Below are 21,228 nucleotides of genomic sequence, written 5' to 3'. Positions count from 1 at the left end.
CCAACCTCCAACCTCCAACCTCCAACCTCCAACCTCCAACCTCCAACCTCCAACCTCCAACCTCCAACCTCCAACCTTCAACCTCCAACCTCCAACCTCCGCACCGCGTATGATGCGCGCATGACGCAGCCGGGGGCTTCGCCATTTCCGGGTCCGGAGGAGCTGCTGAAGCAGTTCCAGCAGCTGAACGAGCAGTTTCTCTCGGCGTGGGGGAAGACGTACGAGAGCTTCATGGCCTCGGCGGCGGGCCAGGAAGCCTCGAAGGAGACGCAGCAGGCGTACGTGGCGACGCGGGCGGCGCTGGCGCGGGCGGCGCGGGAGGCGTGGGGACCGCTCATCGAAGCGGCTGGCGCGGTGCCGCTTTCGGAGTTCCAGCGGCTGGCGGACCAGGTGCAGCTCATCCTCGAGCGGCTCGACGCCATCGATGACCGGCTGGATGAGCTGGCGGGGATGCTGCGCGAAGCGGGGAAGGGCAAGGGGAAAGGGAAGAAGGCGCAAGGGTAGGGGATGCCGCGGGCTCGCCGCCCGCGGCGGGGGATGGCTGGCCGCCTTCGGCGGCGGCGCCGGATGGGAGTTGGGAGTTGGGAGTTGGGAGTTGGGAGGGAGCGTATGGCCGGACCCGGATTCGTCAACCTCGAACCTTCAACCCCCAACACGAGGCGGTGCGGCAGGTGAGGCCGTCGTCGCGGGGCTCCGTCCCCGCGGGGCGCCATGCGCCCAACGGATGGTGCGGAAACCGGGAAGCGGGATACGGGAAACGGGAACCGGGAGGCGGGAGGGGGCGGATTCGAGCGTCCGGGTGGGCCTTGCCGGCCCTCCGCGGGGACGGAGCCCCGCGGCTACGGAGTTGGGAGGTGAGAACCGGGAGGCGGGAGGGGGTGGATTCGAGCGTCCGGGTGGGCCTCCCGGCCCTCCGCGGGGACGGAGCCCCGCGGCTACGGGAACCGGGAGCCGGGAGGCGGGAGGGAGCTTGAATTCGGACGGCCGGGTGGGCCTCGCCGGCCCTCCGCGGGGACGGAGCCCCGCGACTACGGAGTTGGGAGTTGGGAGTTGGGAGTTGGGAGGCGCAGGCCTTCCGGATGAGTCAACCTCCAACCTCCAACCTCCAACCTCCAACCTTCAACCGTAGTTGCGGGGCTCCGTCCCCGCGGGGCGCCATGCGCCCAACGGATGGTCCGGGAGGCGGGAGGCGGGAGGCGGGAAGCGGGAAGCGGGAGAGGAGTGGATGCGAACGTCGGGGTGGGCCTCGCCGGCCCCCCGCGGGGACGGAGCCCCGCGACTACGGAGTTGGGAGTTGGGAGTTGGGAGAGAGGGTGCGTCTATCCTGGGCTCGTCAACGTCTCCCTTCTGCCTTCTCCCTCCCCGCTCCTCGCTCCGCTCTCTCTCCCTCTCTCCCTTTCTCCCCTTCTCCCCTTTTTCTCCCGTTCTTCCCGACGACAGGTGTCGCGCGGATGTGGTAGGAATTCGTGCATGAAGCGGAAGCTGCTCCTCGGGGCGGCGGTGCTGGTCGGGGCGCTCGGGCTGCTGGCGGGCTGCCGGGCGGCGGCGCAGCAGGGCGGGACGACGCCGCGGGCGTACGCGCCGATGGTGGCGGCCGATTCGGCGCCGGGGCAGGCCGCGCCGCCGAACCTGGTCCAGTGCACCGTGACGAACGTGGTCGACGGCGACACCATCGACGTCGGCGGGTGCGCAGACGCGGGCCGCGTCCGCCTCATCCTCATCGACGCGCCCGAGCTCTCGGGCGGTGCGCGCTGCTTCAGCAGGGAATCGACGGAGTACGTCGCGGCGCGCCTCCTCGGCCGGGTGGTCGGGCTGGAGCGGGATGTTTCGAACGTGGACCGGTTCGACCGCTACCTGCGGTACGTGTGGGTCGATGGCGAGCTGTTCAACGAGCGGATGGTGCGCGACGGGTACGCGGCGCTGGCGGTCTACCCGCCGGACGTGAAGTACCGCGACCGGATCGCTGCGGCCGAGGCGGAGGCGAAGGCGGCGAACCGCGGCCTCTGGGGCGCCTGCGGCGGGCTGAACGCGCCGGCCACGCCGACGCCCTCGAGCGGCGCGCCGACGGCGACCCCGACGCGCACGCCGACACCCCCCGCGACGCCGACGCCGGGCGGCAGCTGCGCGGCGGCGACGGCGCGGATCGTCTCGCTGAACAAGGCGGCCGAGGTGGTGGTCATCGAAGGGAGCGGCAACCTGACCGGCTGGTATCTCATCAGCGAGCGCGGGAACCAGCGGTTCGACTTCCCGAGCGGCTTCGTGCTCAGCGGGCGGGTGGAGGTCTGGAGCGGCGTGCCGCGGTTCGCGAACACGGCGACGCGGCTGTGGTGGAGCGACGCGACGCTCTGGAACAACACGCAGGACGACGACGCGCTGCTGTACGACTGCACGGGTCGGCTGGTGCAGCGGTTCGACGACGGCGATTGACACGGCGTATCATCCCGGCCAGGGCAGGGGGAACGTTGTCCGCGGGAGGTCCCGGATGCCGATGAACGTGCTGCGTCCGACCGAGGAAGAGGCGCTCGCCGCGTGGGCGGCGCTGGTGGCGGCCGATGCCGAGCAGGTGGCGCGGGTGCGGGAGCCGGAGCCGCCGGCCGACCACTACGGGGCGATCGCGCACCGCTTCCGGCCCGGCGCGCTGGAATCGCTGGAGTGGCCGGTGCTGGACGCGCTCATCGCGCCGGGAGAGACCGTGCTGGACATCGGCGCGGGCGGCGGGCGGTTCGCGGTGCCGCTGGCCAAGAAAGGCTGCCGCGTCGTGGCCATCGAGCCGAGCGAGGCGATGCGGCGGACGCTCACCGCCGCGGCGGACGAGGCGGGGGTGGCGGTCGAGGTGCACGGTGTGCGCTGGCCGGCGGCCGACTGGCGGGTCGACGCGGACGTGAGCCTCGCGGCGCACGCCTGCTACGACATCGCGGAGATCGGCCCGTTTCTCGATGCGATAGAGCGGCATACGCGGCGGCTGTGCATCGGGGTGTTCGCGCAGTTCGGGCGAGGCGCAGCGCTGGCGCCGCTTTTCGAAGCGGTGCACGGCGAACCGATGCAGACGCTGCCGGCGCTGAAGGAGTTCACGGCGCTGCTGGGCGCGCGGAACCGGCGGTTCGAGGTGCGCACGGTGAGCAAGGGGGTGGAGGAGGAGCTGACGGAGCGTGAGGAGGCGTTCGAGCTGGCGCGGCGGATGCTGTGGCTCGCGCCGGGCGGCGCGAAGGAGCAGCGGATGCGCGAGCTGATGGAGGCCTGGTGGGGCCGGCCGGAGGGGATCGCGCTGCCGGTGCAGCGGCGGTTCATCGGCATCGTGAGCTGGGAGCCGGCGCGGCGGGACTGAGCGCGCCGCGCGCTCGACCGGCTTCGGAGCGGCGCGTCAGATGTCGAGGTTGCGGACCTGGCTGGCGTTCGCCTGGATGAACTTCCGGCGGTGGGAGACGTCGTCGCCCATGAGTTCGTAGAAGAGGGCGTCGGCGGTGGCAGCGTCGTGGATGGTGACCTGGAGCAGGGTGCGGTTCGCCGGGTTCATGGTGGTTTCCCAGAGCTGCTCGGCGTTCATTTCGCCGAGGCCCTTGAAGCGCTGGACGTTGAGGTTCGCCCGCCGGTTTTGCTTGCGGTACTCCTCGAGCTGCTGGTCGGTGTAGAAGTAGCGGACCTCTTTGCCGTGCTGGGCGCGGTAGAGGGGCGGCTGGGCGATGTAGAGGTGCCCGTGCTCGATGAGCTCGGGCATGTTGCGAAAGAAGAAGGTGAGGAGGAGGGTGCGGATGTGGGCGCCGTCGACGTCGGCGTCCGTCATGATGATGATTTTGTGGTAGCGGAGCTTCGCGAGATCGAAGGTTTCGCGGATGCCGGTGCCGAGGGCGGAGATGATGAGGCGGATCGCCTCGTGGCCGAGCATCTTATCGGGCCGGGCTTTCTCGACGTTCAGGATCTTACCGAAGAGGGGGAGGATGGCCTGGTAGCGGCGGTCGCGGCCCTGCTTGGCGGAGCCGCCGGCGGAGTCGCCCTCGACGATGAAGAGTTCGGATTCCTCGGGGTCGCGGGAGGAGCAATCAGCGAGCTTGCCGGGGAGGGCGCCGCTTTCGAGGGCGCTCTTGCGCTGGACGAGGTCGCGCGCTTTGCGGGCGGCTTCGCGGGCGCGGCTGGCGATGAGGCACTTCTCGACGATGCGGCGGCCTTCGGAGGGGTGCTCTTCGAGGTAGAGGGCGAGGGCTTCGCCGACGACGGCCTGCACCTGGCCGGCGACTTCCTGGTTGCCGAGGCGCGTCTTGGTCTGGCCTTCGAACTGGGGCTCGGGGAGCTTGACGGAGATGACGGCGACGAGGCCTTCGCGGACGTCATCGCCGGTGAGGTTGGGGTCGTTCTCCTTGAGGATCTTCTGCTTGCGGGCGTAGTCGTTGAGGACGCGGGTGAGGGCCTGGCGGAAGCCGGTGAGGTGGGAGCCGCCGTCGATGGTGTTGATGGAGTTGGCGAAGGTGTAGACGGTCTCGTTGAAGCCGTCGTTGTACTGGATGGCGCACTCGATGAGGTTGCCGTCGACCTCGCGCTCGACGTAGATGGGGTCGGGGTTGAGGGCTTCGCGGTCGCGGTTGACGTAGCGGACGAAGCTCTTGATGCCGCCTTCGAAGTAGTAGTTGACCTCCTGGTCGGTGCGCTCATCGAGGAGGCGGAACCAGGTCTTCTTGGTGAGGAAGGCGTACATGCGGAGGCGTTCGGCTTCGATGCGGAATTCGAAGTCGACGCTTTCGAAGATGGCGGGGTCGGGCTTGAAGGAGACGGTGGTGCCGTGGCCGCGGGCGGGGTCGTCGAGGGGCCGCGGGGTGAGTTCGGTGAGGGGGCGGCCGCGCTCGTACTCCTGGCGGTAGACGCGGCCGGCCTTGTCCGCGCCCTGGGCGGCAGGGTCGGGGACGACTTCGACCCACATGGCTTCGCTGAGGGCGTTGACGACGGAGGCGCCGACGCCGTGGAGGCCGCCGGAGACTTTGTAGCCGCCGCCGCCGAACTTGCCGCCGGCGTGGAGGACGGTCATGACGGTTTCGACGGCGGACTTGCCGGTCTGCTTCTGGATGTCGACGGGGATGCCGCGGCCGTTGTCTTTGACGGTGCACCAGCCGTTGGCGTGGAAGATGACTTCGATGCGGTCGCAGTAGCCGGCCATGGCTTCGTCGACGGCGTTGTCGACGAGCTCTTTGACGAGGTGGTGGAGGCCGGCTTTATCGGTGGTGCCGATGTACATGCCGGGCCGCTTGCGGACGGCTTCGAGGCCTTCGAGGACCTGGATGTTTTCGGCGGTATAGGTCGAGGAGGTCGCCTGGGTAGCCATCAGCGGGGGAATGCCTCGCGGGGTGCGAGCCGGCAGGGGCAGCGGCCCGAAATTCGTTCGCTCACCTGCACATTTTAGCAGGGTTGCGGGTTCGGGGCGAGTTCAGGCGGGGCGGGTGACGGCGCCGCGCTCGGCTTCGATCGCCTGGATGAGGAAGGCGGCGTGGCGCTCGCCGGACTCGGCTTCGTAGCTGACGCCGAAGTGGAAGCCGTCGGGCGCCAGCTCCGGCGTTTCGTGGCTGAGGTAGAGGGGCGCACCGGCACCGGCGTACGCGAAGTGGAGGTCGCGCGCGAGCCGTTCGAGGGCGGCGACGACGACGGCCTGGCGGCGCTGCTCGGCGGCGGCCTGCGCGCGGGTGACGGACCAGCGGGAGCGGCCGAACGGCCCCCAGACGGCAAGGACCACGCCTTCCTGGCGGAGGATGCGGCGGATGGAGGCTTCGATGCGGGGGAGGATTTCTTCCGGCTCGAAGTGGTAATCGCCGCCGACGGTGCGGAGCAGGAGGCTGCGGGCGAGCCGGAACGCGCGGGACGGGCCGATGACGGGGTTCGCGGCGGCACCGAGGCCGAGCCGGGCGAGCCGGTCGCCGAGCGGGCCGAGCTTCCGGCGGAGGCGGAGCGGGACGCTCGGGTAGTTGAACCAGAACCGGTTGATGCCCAGCCAGACGACGTCGGGGCGCTCGTCATCGAGCCATTTGCCGATGATGGCGGGCATCCGCTCGTTCGGCCAGACGGACTTGACGACCATCTCGACGGGTTCGCCGAAGCGGGCTTCGAGAGCGCGGGCGACGAGCGCGGGGCGGCCGGGCGTCCCGCCCGGCGTTACGTCGTTGCTATCCGTGATGCGCAGGACTTTCACCGGCCGCGGCTCCTGGCGAGAGGGTCGCCAGCCAACCGGGGCTGCCTGGCGCACGTATCGTAGGCGGGGCGGACGGTGCGGGCTAGGCGCGGGGCCAGAGGACGGCCTGGGTGCAGCGGAAGACGGCGAGGGTGCGGCCCGATTCGAGGTGGGTGACCTCGGCGTCCCAGACCTGGGTGGTGCGGCCGCCGTGGAGCATGCTGGCGCGGGCGGCGATGATGCCTTCGGTGGCGGTGCCGAGGAAGTTCGCCTTGAGTTCGATGGTGGTGAAGCCGGCGGCGCCCTGGGGGAGGCTGGCGGAGCAGCCGTAGCCGCAGAGGGTATCGGCGAGGGCGATGACGGTCGCGGCGTGGAGGAAACCGTTGGGGGCGAGGAGGTCGGGGCGGATGGGCAGGCGGCCCTCCGCGAAGCGCTCGCCGATGGCGGTCACCTCGAGCCCGACGAGGCCGGGGAGGCGGCCGGCGGAGCGCGCGTTCCAGTCGGCGGCGCTGGTGGGGGCGGGGGCGGCGTCGGACATTAGGGCTTCCTCCCGGGCTGGCGATGGCGCCTATGGTCTCGCAGTTCGTTGCATGATGCAACTCAGTTGCCGCCGGGCGTTCCTCCGGGGGAGAATCCGGCTCCACCCCGGGGCTGGAGGAGCAAGATGGCAATCGACTGGCCGGCCGTGCACCGCGAAGCGCTCGACATTTTCGTGCGCTACCTGCAGATCGACACGACGAATCCGCCGGGCAACGAGAAGCCGGCAGCGCGCTTCCTCGGGGCGATCTGCGAGGCGGAGGGCATCCCGGTCGAGTACATCGAGACGGCGCCGAACCGGGAGGTGCTGGTCGCGCGGCTGCGGGGCGACGGTTCGAAGCGGCCGATCATGCTCTGCAACCACACGGACGTGGTGCCGGTGGAGGAGCAGTACTGGTCGGTGCCGGCGTTCGCCGGGCTGGTGCAGGACGGGCGGGTGTACGGCCGGGGGGCGGTCGACATGAAGGGCTGCGGGGTGATGCAGCTCATCGCGCTCCTGCTGCTGAAGCGGGAGGGGGTGCCGCTCCGGCGGGACGTGGTCTTCTGCGCGGTGCCGGATGAGGAGGCAGGGAGCGACTACGGGATGGCGTGGCTGTGCGAGCACCGGCCGGACGTGGTGGACGTGGAGTACGAGCTGAGCGAGGGCGCGGCGGGCACGACGCGGTTCGGGCGGCAGGAGACCCGACTCTTCAGCGTGGCAACGAACGAGAAGGACATCTGCTGGCTGAAGCTGACGGCGGTCGGCCGGCCGGGCCATGGCAGCGTGCCGCACGCGGACAACTCGGCCGTCTACCTCGTCCGGGCGCTGCAGCGGCTGACGGACTGGGAGCGGCCGCTCATCTTCACGCCCGACACGGAGGCGTACCTCGACCGGCTGGCCGAGGCGGGGCTGATGCCGCCGCGCTCCGACCGGAAGGCGGTGGAGGAGCGGATTCGGCGGTCGCCGGAGCTGCTGGCGATGTTCCAGAACACGCTGAACCTGACGATGCTGAACGCGGGGATCAAGGCGAACGTCATCCCGGCCCGGAGCGAGGCGGTGATCGACTGCCGGCTGCTGCCGGGACAATCGAAGCGGGAGTGGATCCGGCAGGTGCGCGAGCGGATCGACGACGAGCGGGTGGAAGTCGAGCTGCTCTCGCCGGACCACGGCGAGCCGGCGGCCGTACCGTGGGACACGGAGCTGTTCCGGACGATCACCTCGGTGGTGAAGGAGGCGATGGAGGACGCGGTGGTGGTGCCGGGGATGACGATCGGCGGGACGGACAACCGGTTCCTGCGGGAGCGGGGCATCCCGGCGTACGGCTTCATCCCCTGCCTGCTTTCGCCGGAGGAGCGGCGCGGCTTCCACGGCAACGACGAGTTCCTGACGGTGGAGAACCTGAACCTCGGCTGCGAGCTGATGTACGAAATCGTGCGGCGGATGGTGAGCTAACGGCCGGCGCGGGCGAGAATGGAGGGCGATGGGGCTCCGGCGGCGCTGGCAGGTGGCGGGAATTGCCGGCGGGGCGCTCGCCGCGCTCGCCCTCCTGCTCGGCCAGGTCTGGCTCACGCTCCATCTGCAGTGGTCGAACCGGGAGCCGCCGGCGGATTCGGCAATCGGCATCAACTTCAGCTGCGACCAGGCGGAGTACCTGCTGCTCGAAGAGCCCGGGGCCGGCCCGGACGGCCACGCCGACGATGGGCGGCCGGGCCGGGCGGCATGGTGCGCGGAGGTGCTAAGGCAGCTCATCGACCTGACCGGCGCGGGGCTCGTCCGCCTCAGCGTGAACTGGGACGAGGTAGAGCCGCGGGAAGGGGAGTTCGACTTCTCGGTCATCGAGGCGCAGCTGGACGCCGTGCGGGCGGCGGGGGCGACGGCGAACGTCTCGATCGGGATGAAGGCGCAGCGGCACCCGGAGTTCTACATCCCGGCGTGGGCGCTGGAGGGCGTGGAGCTGCGCGATGGGATGGTGCTCTCGGAGGAGCCGGCGCTGCGGGCGCGGGCGCTGCGGATGGTCGCGGCGGTGACGGCGCGGCTGGCCGGGCGGCCGGAGATCGATTCGTGGACGGCGGAGAACGAGGGGTACATCGCTTCGCACCGGGCGCAGAACTGGTCGCTCGGGCGCGACTACGTGGCGGACGTCGCGGCGGCGATCCGGGCGAACGACCCGCTCGGCCGGCCGGTGGCGATCAACCATGCGCAGCACTACGTGATGGACCGGCGCTGGAAGGAGGCGCTCGCCGATGCGGACGTGCTGGCGCAGAGCCTCTACCCGCGGCGGAACTACTTCCTCGCGGGCCGTCAGTTCGTCATCGACATCCTGCAGATCGGCTGGCTGATGCCGAACTACGCCTACCAGGCGCGGACGGCGCGCGCCGCGGGCAAGCAGTTCTGGGTGACGGAGCTGCAGGCGGAGCCGTGGACGGACGGCGACGCGCGGCGCATCAGCCCGGCGAACCCCTCGAAGAACCTCTCGCCGGCGACGATGCTGAAGAACGTGGACTACGCCCGGCGGACCGGCGCGGAGCGGATCTACCTCTGGGGCGCGGAGTGGTGGCTCTACCAGCTGGAGCGGTTCGGCGACGGGCGGTGGATCGAGGCCGCGCGGCAGGCTATCGCGGGCGGCGGCTGAGCGGGGCGGCTCAGGCCGTGCGGCAGCGGTGGTCCGGCGCGCCGGCGCGGGCGAGGCTCTGGCCGATGGCGCGGACGAGGTCGACGCCGTCGATGAGCATCGGGATGTAGGCGGCGGCGCCGGCGCGTTCGTAGCGGTCGCGCTCGTCGGGGCGGGGGATGGCGGCGAGGATGATGACGGCAGCGCCGGCGCGGGTGAGTTCGTGGGCGCGCTCCGGGGGACAGTCGGCCGGGGTGGAGACGACGACGTCGCCGGGCCGGATGTTGGCGAAATCGAGGTCGCCGGAAGCATTCTCGTGGAGCTCGGGGGCGCGTTCGAGGCGCGCGACGAGGGCGCGGCGCAGGGCGCCGTCGGCAGAGACGACGTGGATAGGGGTGCCCTCCATGGTTCCAGTTTCGAAAGGCGGCCCGGGGAGCGGTCAGGGCCCTTCGGACCAGCGGCGCGGGCCGAGCGGCCCGAAGCTCGCGGCGGCCGGGGCAAACGGTTGCACGGGTAAGGAATGCGTTACCATTCGGCCTAATGGAGACTGCAGCGAATGGGCCGGCCACAGGGCCCGGGAGCTTCGAGCGCCTTTCGGAGATGGCGGTCACGAGCGAGCTGCTCGCCTCGAGCGAGGACCTCTCGGAGATCCTGCACCGGCTGGCGGAGCGGGCGCGGGAGGTGACGGGGGCGGCGTACGCGGCGATTTCGACGTTCGACGAAGAGGGCGTGCTGACGCGCTTCATCTACGCCGGGATCAGCGACGAGCAGGCGCGGCGGCTGGGCGACCCGCCGAAGGGACGGGGGCTGCTCGGCCACCTCGCGACCTGTGAGCGGCCGCTGCGGCTGGACGACCTCCGTTCGAGCCCGCACTTCACCGGCTGGCCGCCGGGCCACCCGGATATGACGCGCTTCCTCGGCGTGCCGATCCGGGCGGGAGGGCGGACGATCGGGTCGCTCTACATGGCGCGCGGGGCGGATGCGCCGCCGTTCACGGCGGAGGACGAGGTGGCGGCGGCGGTGCTGTCGCTGCAGGCGGCGGTGAGCGTCTCGTACGCGCTGGCGCGGGAGCGGCGCGGCCGGATCTTTCTGCTGGAGGAGCGGGAGCGGATCGCGCACGACCTCCACGACGGGACGATCCAGGCGCTCTATGCGCTCGGGCTCGAGTGCGACGCGATGGCGAACCAGGCCGACTACCCGGCGGAAGCGCGGGAGGCGCTGGCGAACGCGGTGGGCCGGATCAACGAAATCATCGCGGACATCCGGAGCTACATCACGATGCTGGAGGCGGGCACGCCGGTCGAGCAGCCGGAACTGACGCGGGACCTCGCGTTCGTCATCCGGCAGCTGGTGCCTTCGAGCATCGCGACGGTGGTCAACATCTCGGCGGCGGCGCTGCAGGAGCTGACGACGCGGGAATCGGAGGACCTGCTCTACATCGCGCGGGAGGCGCTTTCGAACGCAGTGCGGCACGGGGCGCCGACGAAAATCGCGGTCGACCTGCGGCAAACGAACGACGCGACGGTGCTGACCATCCAGGACAACGGCGTCGGCTTCGAAGAGGCGACGACGCGGCGGGGGCTCGGCACCATCACGATGCGGACGCGCGCGGAGCGGCTCGGCGCGGAGCTGACGATCATCCCCATCCCGGGGATGGGCACGACGGTGCGGGTCGCGATCCCGCGGCACCGCGACGATGAGGAGGAGCTATGACGGCGACGGCAGACGGCACGATCCACGTCCTGCTGGCGGACGACCACGACCTGGTCCGGCAGGGGCTGAAGGCGGCGCTGCGGGGCCACCCGGAGTTTTCCGTGGTGGGCGAAGCGCGCGACGGGATGGAGGCGGTGCGGGAGGCGAAGAAGACGAACCCGGACCTCGTGGTGATGGACGTGCGGATGCCGAAGCTGAACGGCATCGAGGCGTGCCGGGAGATCCGCTCGGCGGTGCCGGGGGCGAACGTGCTGATGCTCACCTCCTACAGCGACGAGGAGGCGGTGATGCAGGCGATCGTGGCGGGGGCGAGCGGCTTCCTCCTGAAGGACGTGCAGACGAACGACCTCGTCGCGGCGATGCGGGTGGTGGGCCGGGGCGGCAAGACGCTCGACCCGGCGAGCTCGGCGGCGGTCATCGAACAGATCCGGCGGGGGAACATCGTCACCGAGGAGGACCGGCTGGCGGCGCAGCTGACGGAGCGGGAGCTGAAGATCCTCGACCTCATCGCCGAGGGGCTCACGAACCGGGAGATTGGCGAGCAGCTCTACCTCTCGGAGAAGACGGTGAAGCACCACGTGAGCGACATCTTGAGCAAGCTCGGGATGACGCGGCGGGTGGAGGCGGCGGGCTTCGCCATCCGGCGGGCGGCGCGGCGGCCGCAGCAGTAGGCGGGCTGCGCGCCCGCGGGGCGGCCTAGTAGCGGCCGCCGAGCTTCGCGTGGTCCCAGGAGTAGACGTCGACGGGGCGGACGCGGACGGTGACGCGCTTGGAGGCGACCTTGAGGGCGGCCTCCGGCGTTTCCATCGGCGCGGGGATACCGTTGTACTTTTCGCCGACGAGGCCCATGACGCGGGCGGTGAAGGGGGTGTCCTCGATGATCTCGGCGTCGCCTTCGATGACGAGGCCCTTGAGCTCCTGGTAGAGCTTGCCGGATTCGAGCATGACGGTGATCTTCGGGTTCCGGCGCAGGTTGAGGACCTTCTGGCTCTTGGCGAAGGTCGTGAAGTGGACCATGCCGTCGATGACGACGTACCACATGGCGACGAGGTGGGGGTAGCCCTTCGGGCCGATGGAGGCGACCTGGAGGGTCCAGCCCTCCTTCAGGAACTGCTCCTGCTCTTCGGGAGTGAGGGCGATTTCGGCGCGGCGGCTGGGCATCGGGGCGTTGCCTCGCGGGTGTAGAGTGTGCGCGGGCCCAGTAGACCGCAGGAGGCGGCCATGGGGCAAGGAGGGGGACGATGCCATTCACGCATGGCGAGGGCGCGCGCGAGGTGCAGGACCGGTTCGATACGCGCCGGCTGGCGGACGCGATTACCGAAAAGACGGTGCGGGACCGGCTCAGCGAGGGCGACCGGCGGTTCATCGAGCGGATGGATATGTTCTTCATCGCCACGCAGGGGGCGGACGGCCGGCTGGACTGTTCGTACAAGGGCGGCGAGCCGGGCTTCGTGCGGGTGCTGGATGAGCGGACGATCGCGTTTCCGAGCTACGACGGGAACGGGCAGTTCATGACGGCGGGGAACATCCTCGAGACGGGGCGCGTGGGGATGCTGTTCATCGATTTCGCGAACCAGTGGCGGATGCGGCTGAACGGGACGGCCTCGATCGACTGGGCGGACCCGCTGGCGGCGGCGTGGCCGGGGGCGCAGTTCGTCGTGCGGGTGGCGGTGGAGGAGGTGTTCCCGAACTGCCCGCGCTACATCCACAAGATGCAGCTGGTGGAGCGCTCGGTCTTCGTGCCGAAGGCTGGCTGCGAGGCGCCGGAGCCGGAGTGGAAGGACCATTTCGAGGAAGCGCTGCCGGCGGAGCAGCGGCAGCGGCGGGCGGCACGGCGTGCAGGGGGCGGGCCGGCGGGCGGATAATCGCCGGCATGAGCAACAGCCACGCCAACGGTCATCACCAGCCCATCGTGTTTCCCCCGCATGCGCGGATCGACCTGCGGAAGTTCGACCCCGCGGCGTCGAACGGGGTCGAGAAGGAGGCGGCAGAGGCGGAACTGATCGGCCTCCGCGTGCGGCTGAACGAGCTGCAGAACCTCCTCTACGCCGATGCGCGGTACGCGATGCTGGTGGTACTGCAGGGGATCGACACGGCCGGGAAGGACGGGACGATCAACTCGGTCTTCGAGCAGGTGGGGCCGATCGGCTGTTCGGTGGAGACTTTCAAAGTGCCGACGCCGGAGGAGCTGGCGCACGATTACCTCTGGCGCTACCACAAGAAGATGCCGGAGCGGGGGCATATCACGATCTTCAACCGGTCGTATTACGAAGCGGTGCTGGTGGAGCGGGTGAAGGGGATCGTGCCGAAGGAGGTGTGGGAGCAGCGGTACGAGGACATCAACCAGATGGAGGCGTACCTGCAGCGGAACGGGACGATCGTGATGAAGTTCTTCCTCGCGATTTCGAAGGACGAGCAGCGGGCGCGGCTGCAGGAGCGGATCGACAACCCGAAGAAGCAGTGGAAGTTCCGGCTGAGCGACCTCGAGGAGCGGAAGCTTTGGGATGCGTACCTCGAGGCGTTCGAAGATGCGCTGGAGCGGTGCAACACGAAGCACGCGCCGTGGCACGTGGTGCCTGCGGACCGGAAGTGGTATCGCGACCTGGTGGTGGCGCGGGCGCTGGTGGAGAAGCTGGAGTCGCTCGACCTGCGGTATCCGCCGGCGGCGCCGGAGGTGCTGGGGCTGAAGGTGGAGTAGCTGCCAGCCGGGGCTACCAGCCGAGGGCGGCTTCGATGCCCTCGACGGTGGCGGGGGCGCGGACGATCTGCGGCTGGCAGGCGGCGAGGGCGGTATCCGGGTCCTTGAGGCCGTGGCCGGTGAGGATGGCGACGGCGCGGCCGCCGCGGAGGCGGCCGGCGCGGCCGAGCTTCAGCAGGCCGGCGACGGAGGCCGCGCTGGCGGGTTCGACGAAGAGGCCTTCCCGGCGGGCGAGGAGCCGGTAGGCCTCGAGGATATCGTCGTCGGTGACGGCTTCGATGAGGCCGCCGGATTCATCGCGGGCGGCGATGGCGGTCTGCCAGCTGGCGGGGTTGCCGATGCGGATGGCGGTCGCGATGGTCTGGGGGTTGGCGACGGGCTGGCCGGAGACGAGCGGGGCGGCGCCGGCGGCCTGGAAGCCGCACATGCGGGGGTGGCGGCTGGCGAGGCCGCGCTCGGCGCATTCGGTGAAGCCGCGCCAGTAGGCGGTGATGTTGCCGGCGTTGCCGACGGGGATGGCGAGCACCTCGGGGGCATCGCCGAGGACGTCGCAGATTTCGTAGGCGGCGGTCTTCTGGCCTTCGATGCGGTGCGGATTGACGGAGTTGACGAGCGCGACCGGGTGGCGTTCGGTGAGGACGCGGGCGGCGCGGAGGGCGTCATCGAAGTTGCCGTCGATTTCGATGATGCGGGCGCCGTAGGCCGCGGCCTGCGCCATCTTGCCGGCGGCGACTTTGCCGCCGGGGACGAGGACGAGGCAATCGATGCCGGTGTGGGCGGCGTAGGCGGCGGCGCTGGCACTGGTGTTGCCGGTGGAGGCGCAGAGGATCGCGCGGGCGCCGGCTTCGAGGGCCTTGGCGACGGCGACGACCATGCCGCGGTCTTTGAACGAGCCGGTGGGGTTGCAGGCTTCGAGCTTGAACCAGAGCTCATCGAGGCCGCATTCGGCGGCGAGGGCGGCGGAGCGGACGAGGGGGGTTTCGCCTTCGCCGAGCGAGATGCGGGGGGTCTGGTCGGTGAGGGGGAGCACCTCGGCCCAGCGGTAGAGGACGCCCCGGGGGCGGACGGTCGCGGCGGTCACGGTTCCTCCGGCGGCCGGAAGGCGTGGAACTTCATCTCGCGGAGCTCCTGCTCGAGGACCTGGATCTGCTTCCGGCGCTGTTTTTCGTACATGGCGTTGAACTTGGCGAACTCTTCGCGGACGTGGTCGACGACTTCGGCGATATCGCGGCGCATGGTGGCGACGCGCTCGCCGAGGCCGGAGTGGCGCCCTTCGAGGAGGGTGATTTCGCCCTGCAGCTTATCGATGACGCCGACGAGGCGGTCGGTGACCTCTTCGAGCTGGTTGAGGCGATTGTCGATGCGGTGGTGCTCTTCGCGCCAGAGGGCGATTTCGTCGATGAGCTCCTGGCGGTAGTCGCGCTCGTGGGCGACGGTGCTGATGAGCTCTTCGTTGCGGCGGACCATTTCGCCGACGACCTGGAGGCGTTCGAAGACGACTTCGAAGCGGTCGTCGAGGTCGCCGAGGAGGACCTGCTTGATGCGTTCTTCGAGGTCGCGGTTGACTTCGATGGAGCGGTCGAGGCGGAGGCCGAACTGGTGGACCTGCTGTTCGACCTCGCGCTGGCGTTCGAGGAGGGCCTGGAGCTGCTGGGCGACCTGGGCGGTTTGCTGCTGGACCTGCGCGACGTCGGCGAGGACGAGGCCGAGCTGGTGGGCGGCGGAATCGACGCGGCGGATGACTTCGGAGCGCTCCTGCCGGTCGTATTCGGATTCGGCGCGGAGGAGCCGGAACTGGTTGTCGGCCTCGGCGCGGGTGGTGCTGACGGCCTGGCGGAGGTCTTCCATGGCCTGGTCGATGCTGTTGAGTTTTTCGGGGAGGCCGCGGAAGGGGAGGAAGCGGGGCTCGAACTCGCGGAGGTGGCGCTCCGCGGCGTCGATCTGCTCGGAGAGGTCGTGGACCTGGCGGCGGAGCTGGTCGAGGTAGGCGACGTGGCGGGCCTGCTCTTCGCGGGTGGCGCGGAGCTGCTGTTCGAGCCAGGTGAGGAGCTCGGTGATCGCCTGGGCCTGGGGCTCGCCGGGCATCTCAGCCCTCCACGCGGAGGAAGCTGGAGACCTGGACGACGACGGGGAGGGTGGCGATGTCGCGCAGGGCGGCCTGGACGGCGCCTTCGCGGGCGCGGTGGGTCATGATGACGAGGTCGGCCGTCTGGGCGTCGGTGTCGGTTTCTTTCTGGCTGACGGCGGCGATGCTGACGTCGTGGTCGCCGAGGGTGCGGGCGATCTGGGCGAGGACGCCGGGTTTATCGGTGACCTTCACGCGGAGATAGTAGCGGGTTTCGAGGTGTTCGAGGCCGAGGACGGGGATATCGCCTTCGGGGCCCCAGTATTTCCGTTCGCGGGCGCCGAGGACGATGGCGTGGGCGAGGTCGAGGAGGTCGGCGACGACGGCGGAGGCGGTGGGTTCGGAGCCGGCGCCGCGCCCCTGGAAGAGGACGGTGCCGGTGAGGTCGCCGTGGATTTGGACGGCGTTGTAGACGCCGTCGACGCGGGCGAGGGGTTCGTGGAGGGGGATGAAGGCGGGGGCGACGCGGGCGATGATGCCGGCGCTGGTCCGCTCGGCGATGGCGAGGAGCTTGATGGCGTAGCCGAGTTCGCGGGCGGCTTCGAAGTCGCTGGCGGAGAGACGGGTGATGCCTTCGGTGTGAACCTGGGAGGGGTGGACGCGGGTGCGGAAGCCGAGGGTGGCCATGATGGCGAGCTTGTAGGCGGCGTCGTAGCCCTCGACGTCGTTGGTGGGGTCGGGCTCGGCGTAGCCGAGCTCCTGGGCGGCGCGGAGGGCCTCGGCGTAGCCGCCGGGCGGGGGTTCGAGGCCCTGCCGGTGGAGCGCTTCGGCGACGGCGGCGTTGTTCGCCATGCTGGTGAGGATGTAGTTGGTGGTGCCGTTGATGATGGCGCGGATGGAGGTGATCTTGTTGGCGAGGAGGTCGCGCCGGAGCGGGGCGATGAGGGGGATGCCGCCGCCGACGCTGGCTTCGAACATGATGTCGAGGCCGCGGCGGTGGGCCTCGGCGAGGAGGGCGGGGCCGCTCTTGGCGATGAGCTCTTTGTTGGCGGTGACGACGTGTTTGCCGGCTTCGATGGCGCGGCGGATGTAGGTGCCGGCCGGCTCTTCGCCGCCGATGACTTCGACGACGATGTCGATCTCGGGGTCGCTGAGGATGGCGTCGACGTCGGCGGTGATGGTGCCGGGGGGGAGGTCGACGGCGCGGGGCTTGGCGGTATCGCGGACGGCGGCGCGGCGGACGACGAGCTCGGCGCCGACCTGGCGGGCGAAGTAGTCGCGCCGCTCGAGGAGGGCGCGGGCGACGCCGGAGCCGACGACGCCGAGGCCGATGAGGCCGACGCCGATCTGGTGGCGGCCGTCTTTAGTTGGCATGCTCCTCCGCCCAGCGGAAATCGCTGCTGGTGATGTTGCGCCGGATGGTGATGGTGGCGCGCTTCTCCTTGATGAGCTCGTCGATGCGGAGGTCGGCGAGCTGGGACTTCTGGGTGTCGGAGGGGGTGGCGTTCGGGTCGCGCTTTTCGATGCGGAGGATCCACCAGTCGCCGTTGGCGAGCTGGACGGGGCCGATGATCTCGCTGCCGGCGGGCTTGCCTTCGATGGCGGCCTGGACGGCGGCGGGGAGGAGCGCGGGCGGCTCGGGGTCCATGATGCCGTCTTTCTGGCGGGAGTTGAGGTCTTTGGAGGCGGTCTGGGCGACGGTGCCCATGTCTTCGCCGGCCTGGATGCGGGCGAGCGCGGCTTTGGCTTCGTCTTCGGTGGTGGTGATGATGGTCCGGAGGGTGACCATCTCGGTGGTGTCGCCGATATCGGCGAGGATGGCGTCCTTCAGCTTCTTGCGGTAGACCTGCGCTTCGACCCAGCGGCGGTAGTTGGCGTCGCTCATGGTGAGCGACTGGAGCCGCTGGCGGTAGAGGGTATCGAAGGTGGTGCCGGCGCCGCCGGCGGGGACGCCGAGCTGGCTGGCGATTTCGTTGGTGACGTCGTCGGGCGTGACGGTGATGCCGCGCTCGCGGGCGATGGCGTTGACGATGGCCTCGTTTTCGAGCTGGGTGAGGAGCTGCTGCTCGGCGAGGCCGAGGTTGATGCCGGAGCCGGCGACGGACTGGGCGTAGGGGAAGAGGCGGTCGGCGTAGTACTTCAGCCTGAAGCGCTCATCGCCGACCTGGAGGATGACTTTTTCGGGGACGCGGAAGGTCTGGTCGTACCACCGCCAGCCGAGGAGGCCGAGGACGATGACGAGGAGGAGGGAGGCGCCGCCGAGGATGAGCAGGCGGAGGGTCTCCTCGGTGGTGAGGAAGAAGCCGCCGCGGGCGCCGGGCCGCGCTTCGCGGGGCCGCTGGCGGGGGAGGGCGGTGGTGCGTTCGCGTCGAGCCATGGCTTGCTCCGGTGGGGGCCGCGGGCGGCGGGGTTAGCCGCGGATGGGGAAGATGCCGGTCTTGCGGATGTGCTCGAGCGTGTAGGGCAGGAGCGCGAGGTGCCGGGCGCGCTTGATGGCGGTGGCGACGAGGCGCTGGTGCTTGAGGCAGGTGCCGGTCTTCCGCCGGGGCTCGATCTTGCCGCGGTCGGAGATGTACATGCGGAGGCGGGCGATGTCCTTGTAATCGACGCCGTCCATCTTTTCGACGCAGAAACGGCAGACTTTGCGGCGGTTGGTGTAGCGGGGGCGCTGCTGGCGTGCGGGGCGCTCGCCTTCGGCGGCGGGTGCGGGGGTGGTGCGTTCTTCAGAGGTCATGGTCGTTCATCCTTCCCGATGGGTTCGTCTCCGCTGGTGCGGGGACCGGGGTTTCGCGGCGAACCGGCCGCGGGCGGGCTGGCGGTGCCAGCGGGCTGGGCTATTCGAAGGGGAGGTCGTCGACGTCGACGTCCTCGCGGGGGATGCTGCCGCCGCGGGGGCGGCCGTAGCCGGGCTCGTCGATATCGCCGCGGGGGGCGAAGCGCGACCGGCTGGAGCCGCCGTTGCCCCAGTCGTCGCCGGCGGGCTGGTCGCGCGGGCCGCCGAGGAGCTGGAGGTTCTGGGCGATGACTTCGGTCCGGTAGTGCTTCTGGCCCTGGTCATCTTCCCATGAGCGGGTCTGGACGCGGCCTTCGATGAAGAGCTGCTTGCCCTTGGTGATGTACTGGGAGACGCGCTCGGCGGTATCGCCCCAGACGACGATGTTGAACCATTCGGTCTGGTCTTCCCATTCGCCGGTCTGCTGGTTTTTGCGGCGGTTGTTGACGGCGAGGCTGAACTGGCACTGGGGAGTGCCGCTGGAGAGGTAGCGCAGCTCGGCATCGCGGCCGGCATTGCCGATGAGGAGGATTTTGTTCAGTCCCGCCATCTGGGGGCCTCCGGGCTAGGATTCGGCCGGTTCGCCGGCGGGCGCATCGGCCGCGGCCGGAGTCTCGCTGGATTCGGCGACAGGGGCTGACGCTTCGGGGGCGGGCGCCGCCTCGGCCGCAGGGGCGGGGGCGGGCGCCGCCGGCTGGGCGGGCGCCGCCTCGGCGCGGGGCTCGCGCGGTTCGCGCGGGGGCGGCGGGGCCGGCAGCTCGTCGGCGCGCACGATGAGGTGGCGGTAGACCTTCTCATCGATGCGGAGGGCGGTTTCGATGCCGCTGACGGCGGCGGGCTCGGCTTCGATGCGGCTGACGATGTAGTCGGCATCGATGGCGTGGCGGATGGGGTAGGCCATGCGGCGCCGGCCCCAGTGGTCGAGCTTCAGGAGCTTACCGCCGCGGGATTCGACGAGCTGCTTGAGGCGCTCTTCGCTGGCGGCGGGGCCGCCCGCTTCCTGGACGGCGAGGTCGTAGACGACCGTGAGTTCGTATTCCCTCATGGAACCTCAGCCCGGGCGATGGGATTGTCCTCCGCGGGGGAGAACCGGGACCCCGGGTCAACGGTCGAGGGTAGCACGGGGCGGTGCTAGGCGGTAGCCGCGGCCGGTTCGGCGTCGGTGATGCCGGGCACGGGGTAGGCGCGGGCGAATTCGGCGACCTCGGCGCGGACGGTCTCGCGGACGCCTTCGCCGTCCGGGTCTTTGAGGACGCGGACGATCCAGCTGGCGACGCGGCGCATTTCGTCCTCTTTCATGCCGCGGCTGGTGAGGGCGGGGGTGCCGAGGCGGAGGCCGCTGGTGACGTAGGCGGAGCGCTGGTCGTAGGGGATGGTGTTGCGGTTGGTGACGATGCCGGCGCCCTGGAGGGCGTTCTGGGCCTTGAGGCCGCTGATGCCGACGGAGCCGCAATCGACGAGGATGAGGTGGTTATCGGTGCCGCCGGAGACGAGGCGGAGGCCGGCGCGCTGGAGCTCTTCGGCGAGGACGGCGGCGTTGCGGACGACCTGCGCGGCGTAGTCGCGGAATTCGGGCCGGAGGGCTTCGGCGAAGGCGACGGCCTTGGCGGCGATGCTGTGGAGGTGGGGGCCGCCCTGGGTGCCGGGGAAGACGCCGCGGTCGAGGGCGTCGGCGTGCTCGGCTTTGCAGAGGGCGAGGGCGCCGCGCGGGCCGCGGAGCGTCTTGTGCGTCGTGGTGGTGACGAGGTCGGCGTGGGGAACGGGGCTGGGGTGGGCGCCGCCGGCGACGAGCCCGGCGATGTGGGACATATCGACCATGAGGAGGGCGCCGGCTTCGCGGGCGATCTCGGCGAAGGCGGCGAAGTCGATGCGGCGGGGGTAGGCGGTAGCGCCGGCGACGATGATGCGGGGCTTCGCTTCGCGGGCGAGGCGGCGGACCTCGGCCATGTCGATGGTTTCGGTTTCGCGGTCGACGGTGTAGGGGACGAAGCGGTAGAAGCGGCCGGAGAAGTTGACGGGGGAGCCGTGGGTGAGGTGGCCGCCCTGGGAGAGCTCCATGCCCATGATGGTGTCGCCGGGGTTGGCGAAGGCGAGGTAGGCGGCCATGTTGGCCTCGGCGCCGCTGGTGGGCTGGACGTTGGCGTGGTCGGCGCCGAAGAGCTGCTTCGCGCGGTCGATGGCGAGCTGCTCGAGGCGGTCGGAGTGCTGGTTGCCGGCGTAGTAGCGTTTGCCGGGGTAGCCCTCAGCGTACTTGTTGGTGAAGACGGAGCCGGTGGCTTCGAGGACGGCGGCGGAGGCGTAGTTCTCGCTCGCGATCATCTCGAGGGATTCGATCTGCCGGGTGCGCTCAGCCTCGATGATGGCGGCGACTTCCGGGTCGGCGTGGCGGAGAATGGACATGGCGGCTCCCTGCGGCGTGGTGGGGATGCGGTGGCTTCAAGGGTAGCAGGAGAAGGGGTTGGGAGGAGGGAGGAGGGAGGAGCGAGGAGGGAGGAGCGAGGAGCGAGGAGTTAGGGAGAAAGGGAGAGGGGGAGAAAGGGAGAAGGGAACGGATGGCGGGGTGAGGCGCCGTGGTCGCGGGGCTCCCTCCCCGCGGGGCGCTATGCGCCCAACGGGTGTTCCGGGTGTTCCGGGAGCCGGGAGCCGGGAGCCGGGAGCCGGGAGCCGGGAGCCGGGAGCCGGGAGCCGGGAGCCGGGAGCCGGGAG

21 protein-coding genes and 1 pseudogene are annotated in these 21,228 nt (G+C 70.4%); 9 read left to right on the top strand and 13 right to left on the bottom strand.

Annotated elements, in window-relative coordinates; genetic code table 11:
- The first annotated feature begins 120 nt into the window (after nt 1-120).
- The 3 genes from N2041_RS13095 to N2041_RS13085 all read left to right on the top strand — a co-directional run bounded on the left by N2041_RS13095 (nt 121) and on the right by N2041_RS13085 (nt 3,325).
- Nucleotides 121-504 (top strand): hypothetical protein, encoded by a 384-nt coding sequence (locus tag N2041_RS13095; RefSeq protein ID WP_297679026.1) that lies wholly within the window; start codon nt 121-123, stop codon nt 502-504.
- A gap of 966 nt (nt 505-1,470) precedes the next feature.
- On the top strand, nt 1,471-2,427 hold the full coding sequence (locus N2041_RS13090) for a thermonuclease family protein (RefSeq protein ID WP_297679025.1): 957 nt from the start codon (nt 1,471-1,473) through the stop codon (nt 2,425-2,427).
- Nucleotides 2,428-2,482: 55 nt separating this feature from the next.
- A complete protein-coding gene (locus N2041_RS13085) occupies nt 2,483-3,325 on the top strand; it encodes a bifunctional 2-polyprenyl-6-hydroxyphenol methylase/3-demethylubiquinol 3-O-methyltransferase UbiG (protein ID WP_297679024.1) in 843 nt (280 codons plus the stop codon).
- A 36-nt stretch (nt 3,326-3,361) separates the two neighbouring features.
- On the opposite strand, the gene gyrB is transcribed toward N2041_RS13085, so the two are convergent.
- The 3 genes from gyrB to N2041_RS13070 form a co-directional block, all read right to left on the bottom strand.
- Nucleotides 3,362-5,308 carry a DNA topoisomerase (ATP-hydrolyzing) subunit B gene (gene gyrB / locus N2041_RS13080; RefSeq protein WP_297679023.1) on the bottom strand — a complete coding sequence of 649 codons (1,947 nt, stop codon included), beginning with the start codon at nt 5,306-5,308 and terminating at the stop codon, nt 3,362-3,364.
- 102 nt (nt 5,309-5,410) lie between these two features.
- Complete coding sequence (locus tag N2041_RS13075; protein WP_297679022.1) at nt 5,411-6,166, bottom strand: hypothetical protein; 756 nt, start codon at nt 6,164-6,166, stop codon at nt 5,411-5,413.
- A gap of 82 nt (nt 6,167-6,248) precedes the next feature.
- A complete protein-coding gene (locus N2041_RS13070) occupies nt 6,249-6,683 on the bottom strand; it encodes a PaaI family thioesterase (RefSeq protein ID WP_297679021.1) in 435 nt (144 codons plus the stop codon).
- A gap of 126 nt (nt 6,684-6,809) precedes the next feature.
- Between N2041_RS13070 and N2041_RS13065 the strand changes: the two genes are divergently transcribed.
- Nucleotides 6,810-8,114: a M20/M25/M40 family metallo-hydrolase gene (locus N2041_RS13065; protein WP_297679020.1), complete on the top strand. Its 1,305-nt coding sequence runs from the start codon at nt 6,810-6,812 to the stop codon at nt 8,112-8,114.
- 28 nt (nt 8,115-8,142) lie between these two features.
- Complete coding sequence (locus tag N2041_RS13060) at nt 8,143-9,294, top strand: beta-galactosidase (RefSeq protein ID WP_297679019.1); 1,152 nt, start codon at nt 8,143-8,145, stop codon at nt 9,292-9,294.
- 10 nt (nt 9,295-9,304) lie between these two features.
- Here the strand turns inward: N2041_RS13060 and N2041_RS13055 are convergent, their stop codons facing one another.
- Nucleotides 9,305-9,679, bottom strand: coding sequence for a hypothetical protein (locus N2041_RS13055; protein ID WP_297679018.1), 375 nt, complete (start codon nt 9,677-9,679; stop codon nt 9,305-9,307).
- Nucleotides 9,680-9,813: 134 nt separating this feature from the next.
- Between N2041_RS13055 and N2041_RS13050 the strand changes: the two genes are divergently transcribed.
- Entirely contained in the window at nt 9,814-10,986 is a 1,173-nt protein-coding gene (locus N2041_RS13050) for a GAF domain-containing protein (protein ID WP_297679017.1), read from the top strand.
- Nucleotides 10,983-11,657, top strand: coding sequence for a response regulator transcription factor (locus N2041_RS13045; RefSeq protein WP_297679016.1), 675 nt, complete (start codon nt 10,983-10,985; stop codon nt 11,655-11,657). Before N2041_RS13050 ends, N2041_RS13045 begins: the two co-directional genes overlap by 4 nt.
- 25 nt (nt 11,658-11,682) lie before the next feature.
- Here the strand turns inward: N2041_RS13045 and N2041_RS13040 are convergent, their stop codons facing one another.
- Nucleotides 11,683-12,147, bottom strand: coding sequence for a pyridoxamine 5'-phosphate oxidase family protein (locus tag N2041_RS13040; protein ID WP_297679015.1), 465 nt, complete (start codon nt 12,145-12,147; stop codon nt 11,683-11,685).
- Between the two features lie 80 nt (nt 12,148-12,227).
- On the opposite strand from N2041_RS13040, the gene N2041_RS13035 reads away from it, so the two are divergent.
- The gene (locus tag N2041_RS13035) at nt 12,228-12,851 is read left to right on the top strand and encodes a pyridoxamine 5'-phosphate oxidase family protein (RefSeq protein WP_297679014.1); all 624 of its coding nucleotides are present in this window, start codon (nt 12,228-12,230) and stop codon (nt 12,849-12,851) included.
- Nucleotides 12,852-12,859: 8 nt separating this feature from the next.
- Nucleotides 12,860-13,684: a PPK2 family polyphosphate kinase gene (locus tag N2041_RS13030; protein WP_297679013.1), complete on the top strand. Its 825-nt coding sequence runs from the start codon at nt 12,860-12,862 to the stop codon at nt 13,682-13,684.
- A gap of 13 nt (nt 13,685-13,697) precedes the next feature.
- Here the strand turns inward: N2041_RS13030 and thrC are convergent, their stop codons facing one another.
- From thrC to glyA, 8 genes and pseudogenes are all read right to left on the bottom strand, one after another.
- Nucleotides 13,698-14,765: a threonine synthase gene (gene thrC / locus N2041_RS13025; RefSeq protein ID WP_297679012.1), complete on the bottom strand. Its 1,068-nt coding sequence runs from the start codon at nt 14,763-14,765 to the stop codon at nt 13,698-13,700.
- Nucleotides 14,762-15,769, bottom strand: coding sequence for a hypothetical protein (locus tag N2041_RS13020; RefSeq protein WP_297679011.1), 1,008 nt, complete (start codon nt 15,767-15,769; stop codon nt 14,762-14,764). Before N2041_RS13020 ends, thrC begins: the two co-directional genes overlap by 4 nt.
- Before the next feature lies 1 nt (nt 15,770).
- Nucleotides 15,771-17,123 carry a homoserine dehydrogenase gene (locus tag N2041_RS13015; RefSeq protein WP_297679010.1) on the bottom strand — a complete coding sequence of 451 codons (1,353 nt, stop codon included), beginning with the start codon at nt 17,121-17,123 and terminating at the stop codon, nt 15,771-15,773.
- Nucleotides 17,113-18,126, bottom strand: coding sequence for a peptidyl-prolyl cis-trans isomerase (locus tag N2041_RS13010; protein ID WP_297679009.1), 1,014 nt, complete (start codon nt 18,124-18,126; stop codon nt 17,113-17,115). The genes N2041_RS13015 and N2041_RS13010 overlap by 11 nt, the downstream gene beginning before the upstream one ends.
- A 54-nt stretch (nt 18,127-18,180) precedes the next feature.
- Nucleotides 18,181-18,483, bottom strand: a pseudogene (rpsR, locus tag N2041_RS13005) (30S ribosomal protein S18); the annotation flags it as partial.
- A 100-nt stretch (nt 18,484-18,583) separates the two neighbouring features.
- Nucleotides 18,584-19,072 carry a single-stranded DNA-binding protein gene (locus tag N2041_RS13000; protein WP_297679007.1) on the bottom strand — a complete coding sequence of 163 codons (489 nt, stop codon included), beginning with the start codon at nt 19,070-19,072 and terminating at the stop codon, nt 18,584-18,586.
- A 15-nt stretch (nt 19,073-19,087) separates the two neighbouring features.
- Entirely contained in the window at nt 19,088-19,567 is a 480-nt protein-coding gene (gene rpsF / locus N2041_RS12995) for a 30S ribosomal protein S6 (protein WP_297679006.1), read from the bottom strand.
- Between the two features lie 86 nt (nt 19,568-19,653).
- Nucleotides 19,654-20,922 carry a serine hydroxymethyltransferase gene (gene glyA / locus N2041_RS12990; protein ID WP_297679005.1) on the bottom strand — a complete coding sequence of 423 codons (1,269 nt, stop codon included), beginning with the start codon at nt 20,920-20,922 and terminating at the stop codon, nt 19,654-19,656.
- Nucleotides 20,923-21,228 lie beyond the last annotated feature (306 nt).

Origin of the sequence: Tepidiforma sp. (assembly GCF_026419595.1) — a bacterium.
Lineage (GTDB): Bacteria > Chloroflexota > Dehalococcoidia > Tepidiformales > Tepidiformaceae > Tepidiforma.
Note: the sequence above shows the minus strand (reverse complement) of the source record. Positions and strands in the feature narration are given on the sequence as shown.

Bases quoted from the DNA above. Each gene is read 5' to 3' on its own strand.
- N2041_RS13085 (WP_297679024.1), top strand. From the start codon at position 2,483: ATGCCGATGAACGTGCTGCGTCCGACCGAGGAAGAGGCGCTCGCCGCG.
- N2041_RS13020 (WP_297679011.1), bottom strand. From the start codon at position 15,769: ATGCCCGGCGAGCCCCAGGCCCAGGCGATCACCGAGCTCCTCACCTGG.
- N2041_RS13050 (WP_297679017.1), top strand. From the start codon at position 9,814: ATGGAGACTGCAGCGAATGGGCCGGCCACAGGGCCCGGGAGCTTCGAG.
- gyrB (WP_297679023.1), bottom strand. From the start codon at position 5,308: ATGGCTACCCAGGCGACCTCCTCGACCTATACCGCCGAAAACATCCAG.
- rpsF (WP_297679006.1), bottom strand. From the start codon at position 19,567: ATGAGGGAATACGAACTCACGGTCGTCTACGACCTCGCCGTCCAGGAA.
- N2041_RS13040 (WP_297679015.1), bottom strand. From the start codon at position 12,147: ATGCCCAGCCGCCGCGCCGAAATCGCCCTCACTCCCGAAGAGCAGGAG.
- N2041_RS13030 (WP_297679013.1), top strand. From the start codon at position 12,860: ATGAGCAACAGCCACGCCAACGGTCATCACCAGCCCATCGTGTTTCCC.
- glyA (WP_297679005.1), bottom strand. From the start codon at position 20,922: ATGTCCATTCTCCGCCACGCCGACCCGGAAGTCGCCGCCATCATCGAG.
- N2041_RS13045 (WP_297679016.1), top strand. From the start codon at position 10,983: ATGACGGCGACGGCAGACGGCACGATCCACGTCCTGCTGGCGGACGAC.
- N2041_RS13010 (WP_297679009.1), bottom strand. From the start codon at position 18,126: ATGGCTCGACGCGAACGCACCACCGCCCTCCCCCGCCAGCGGCCCCGC.
- N2041_RS13060 (WP_297679019.1), top strand. From the start codon at position 8,143: ATGGGGCTCCGGCGGCGCTGGCAGGTGGCGGGAATTGCCGGCGGGGCG.
- N2041_RS13000 (WP_297679007.1), bottom strand. From the start codon at position 19,072: ATGGCGGGACTGAACAAAATCCTCCTCATCGGCAATGCCGGCCGCGAT.
- N2041_RS13055 (WP_297679018.1), bottom strand. From the start codon at position 9,679: ATGGAGGGCACCCCTATCCACGTCGTCTCTGCCGACGGCGCCCTGCGC.
- N2041_RS13090 (WP_297679025.1), top strand. From the start codon at position 1,471: ATGAAGCGGAAGCTGCTCCTCGGGGCGGCGGTGCTGGTCGGGGCGCTC.
- N2041_RS13035 (WP_297679014.1), top strand. From the start codon at position 12,228: ATGCCATTCACGCATGGCGAGGGCGCGCGCGAGGTGCAGGACCGGTTC.
- N2041_RS13015 (WP_297679010.1), bottom strand. From the start codon at position 17,123: ATGCCAACTAAAGACGGCCGCCACCAGATCGGCGTCGGCCTCATCGGC.
- N2041_RS13095 (WP_297679026.1), top strand. From the start codon at position 121: ATGACGCAGCCGGGGGCTTCGCCATTTCCGGGTCCGGAGGAGCTGCTG.
- N2041_RS13070 (WP_297679021.1), bottom strand. From the start codon at position 6,683: ATGTCCGACGCCGCCCCCGCCCCCACCAGCGCCGCCGACTGGAACGCG.
- N2041_RS13065 (WP_297679020.1), top strand. From the start codon at position 6,810: ATGGCAATCGACTGGCCGGCCGTGCACCGCGAAGCGCTCGACATTTTC.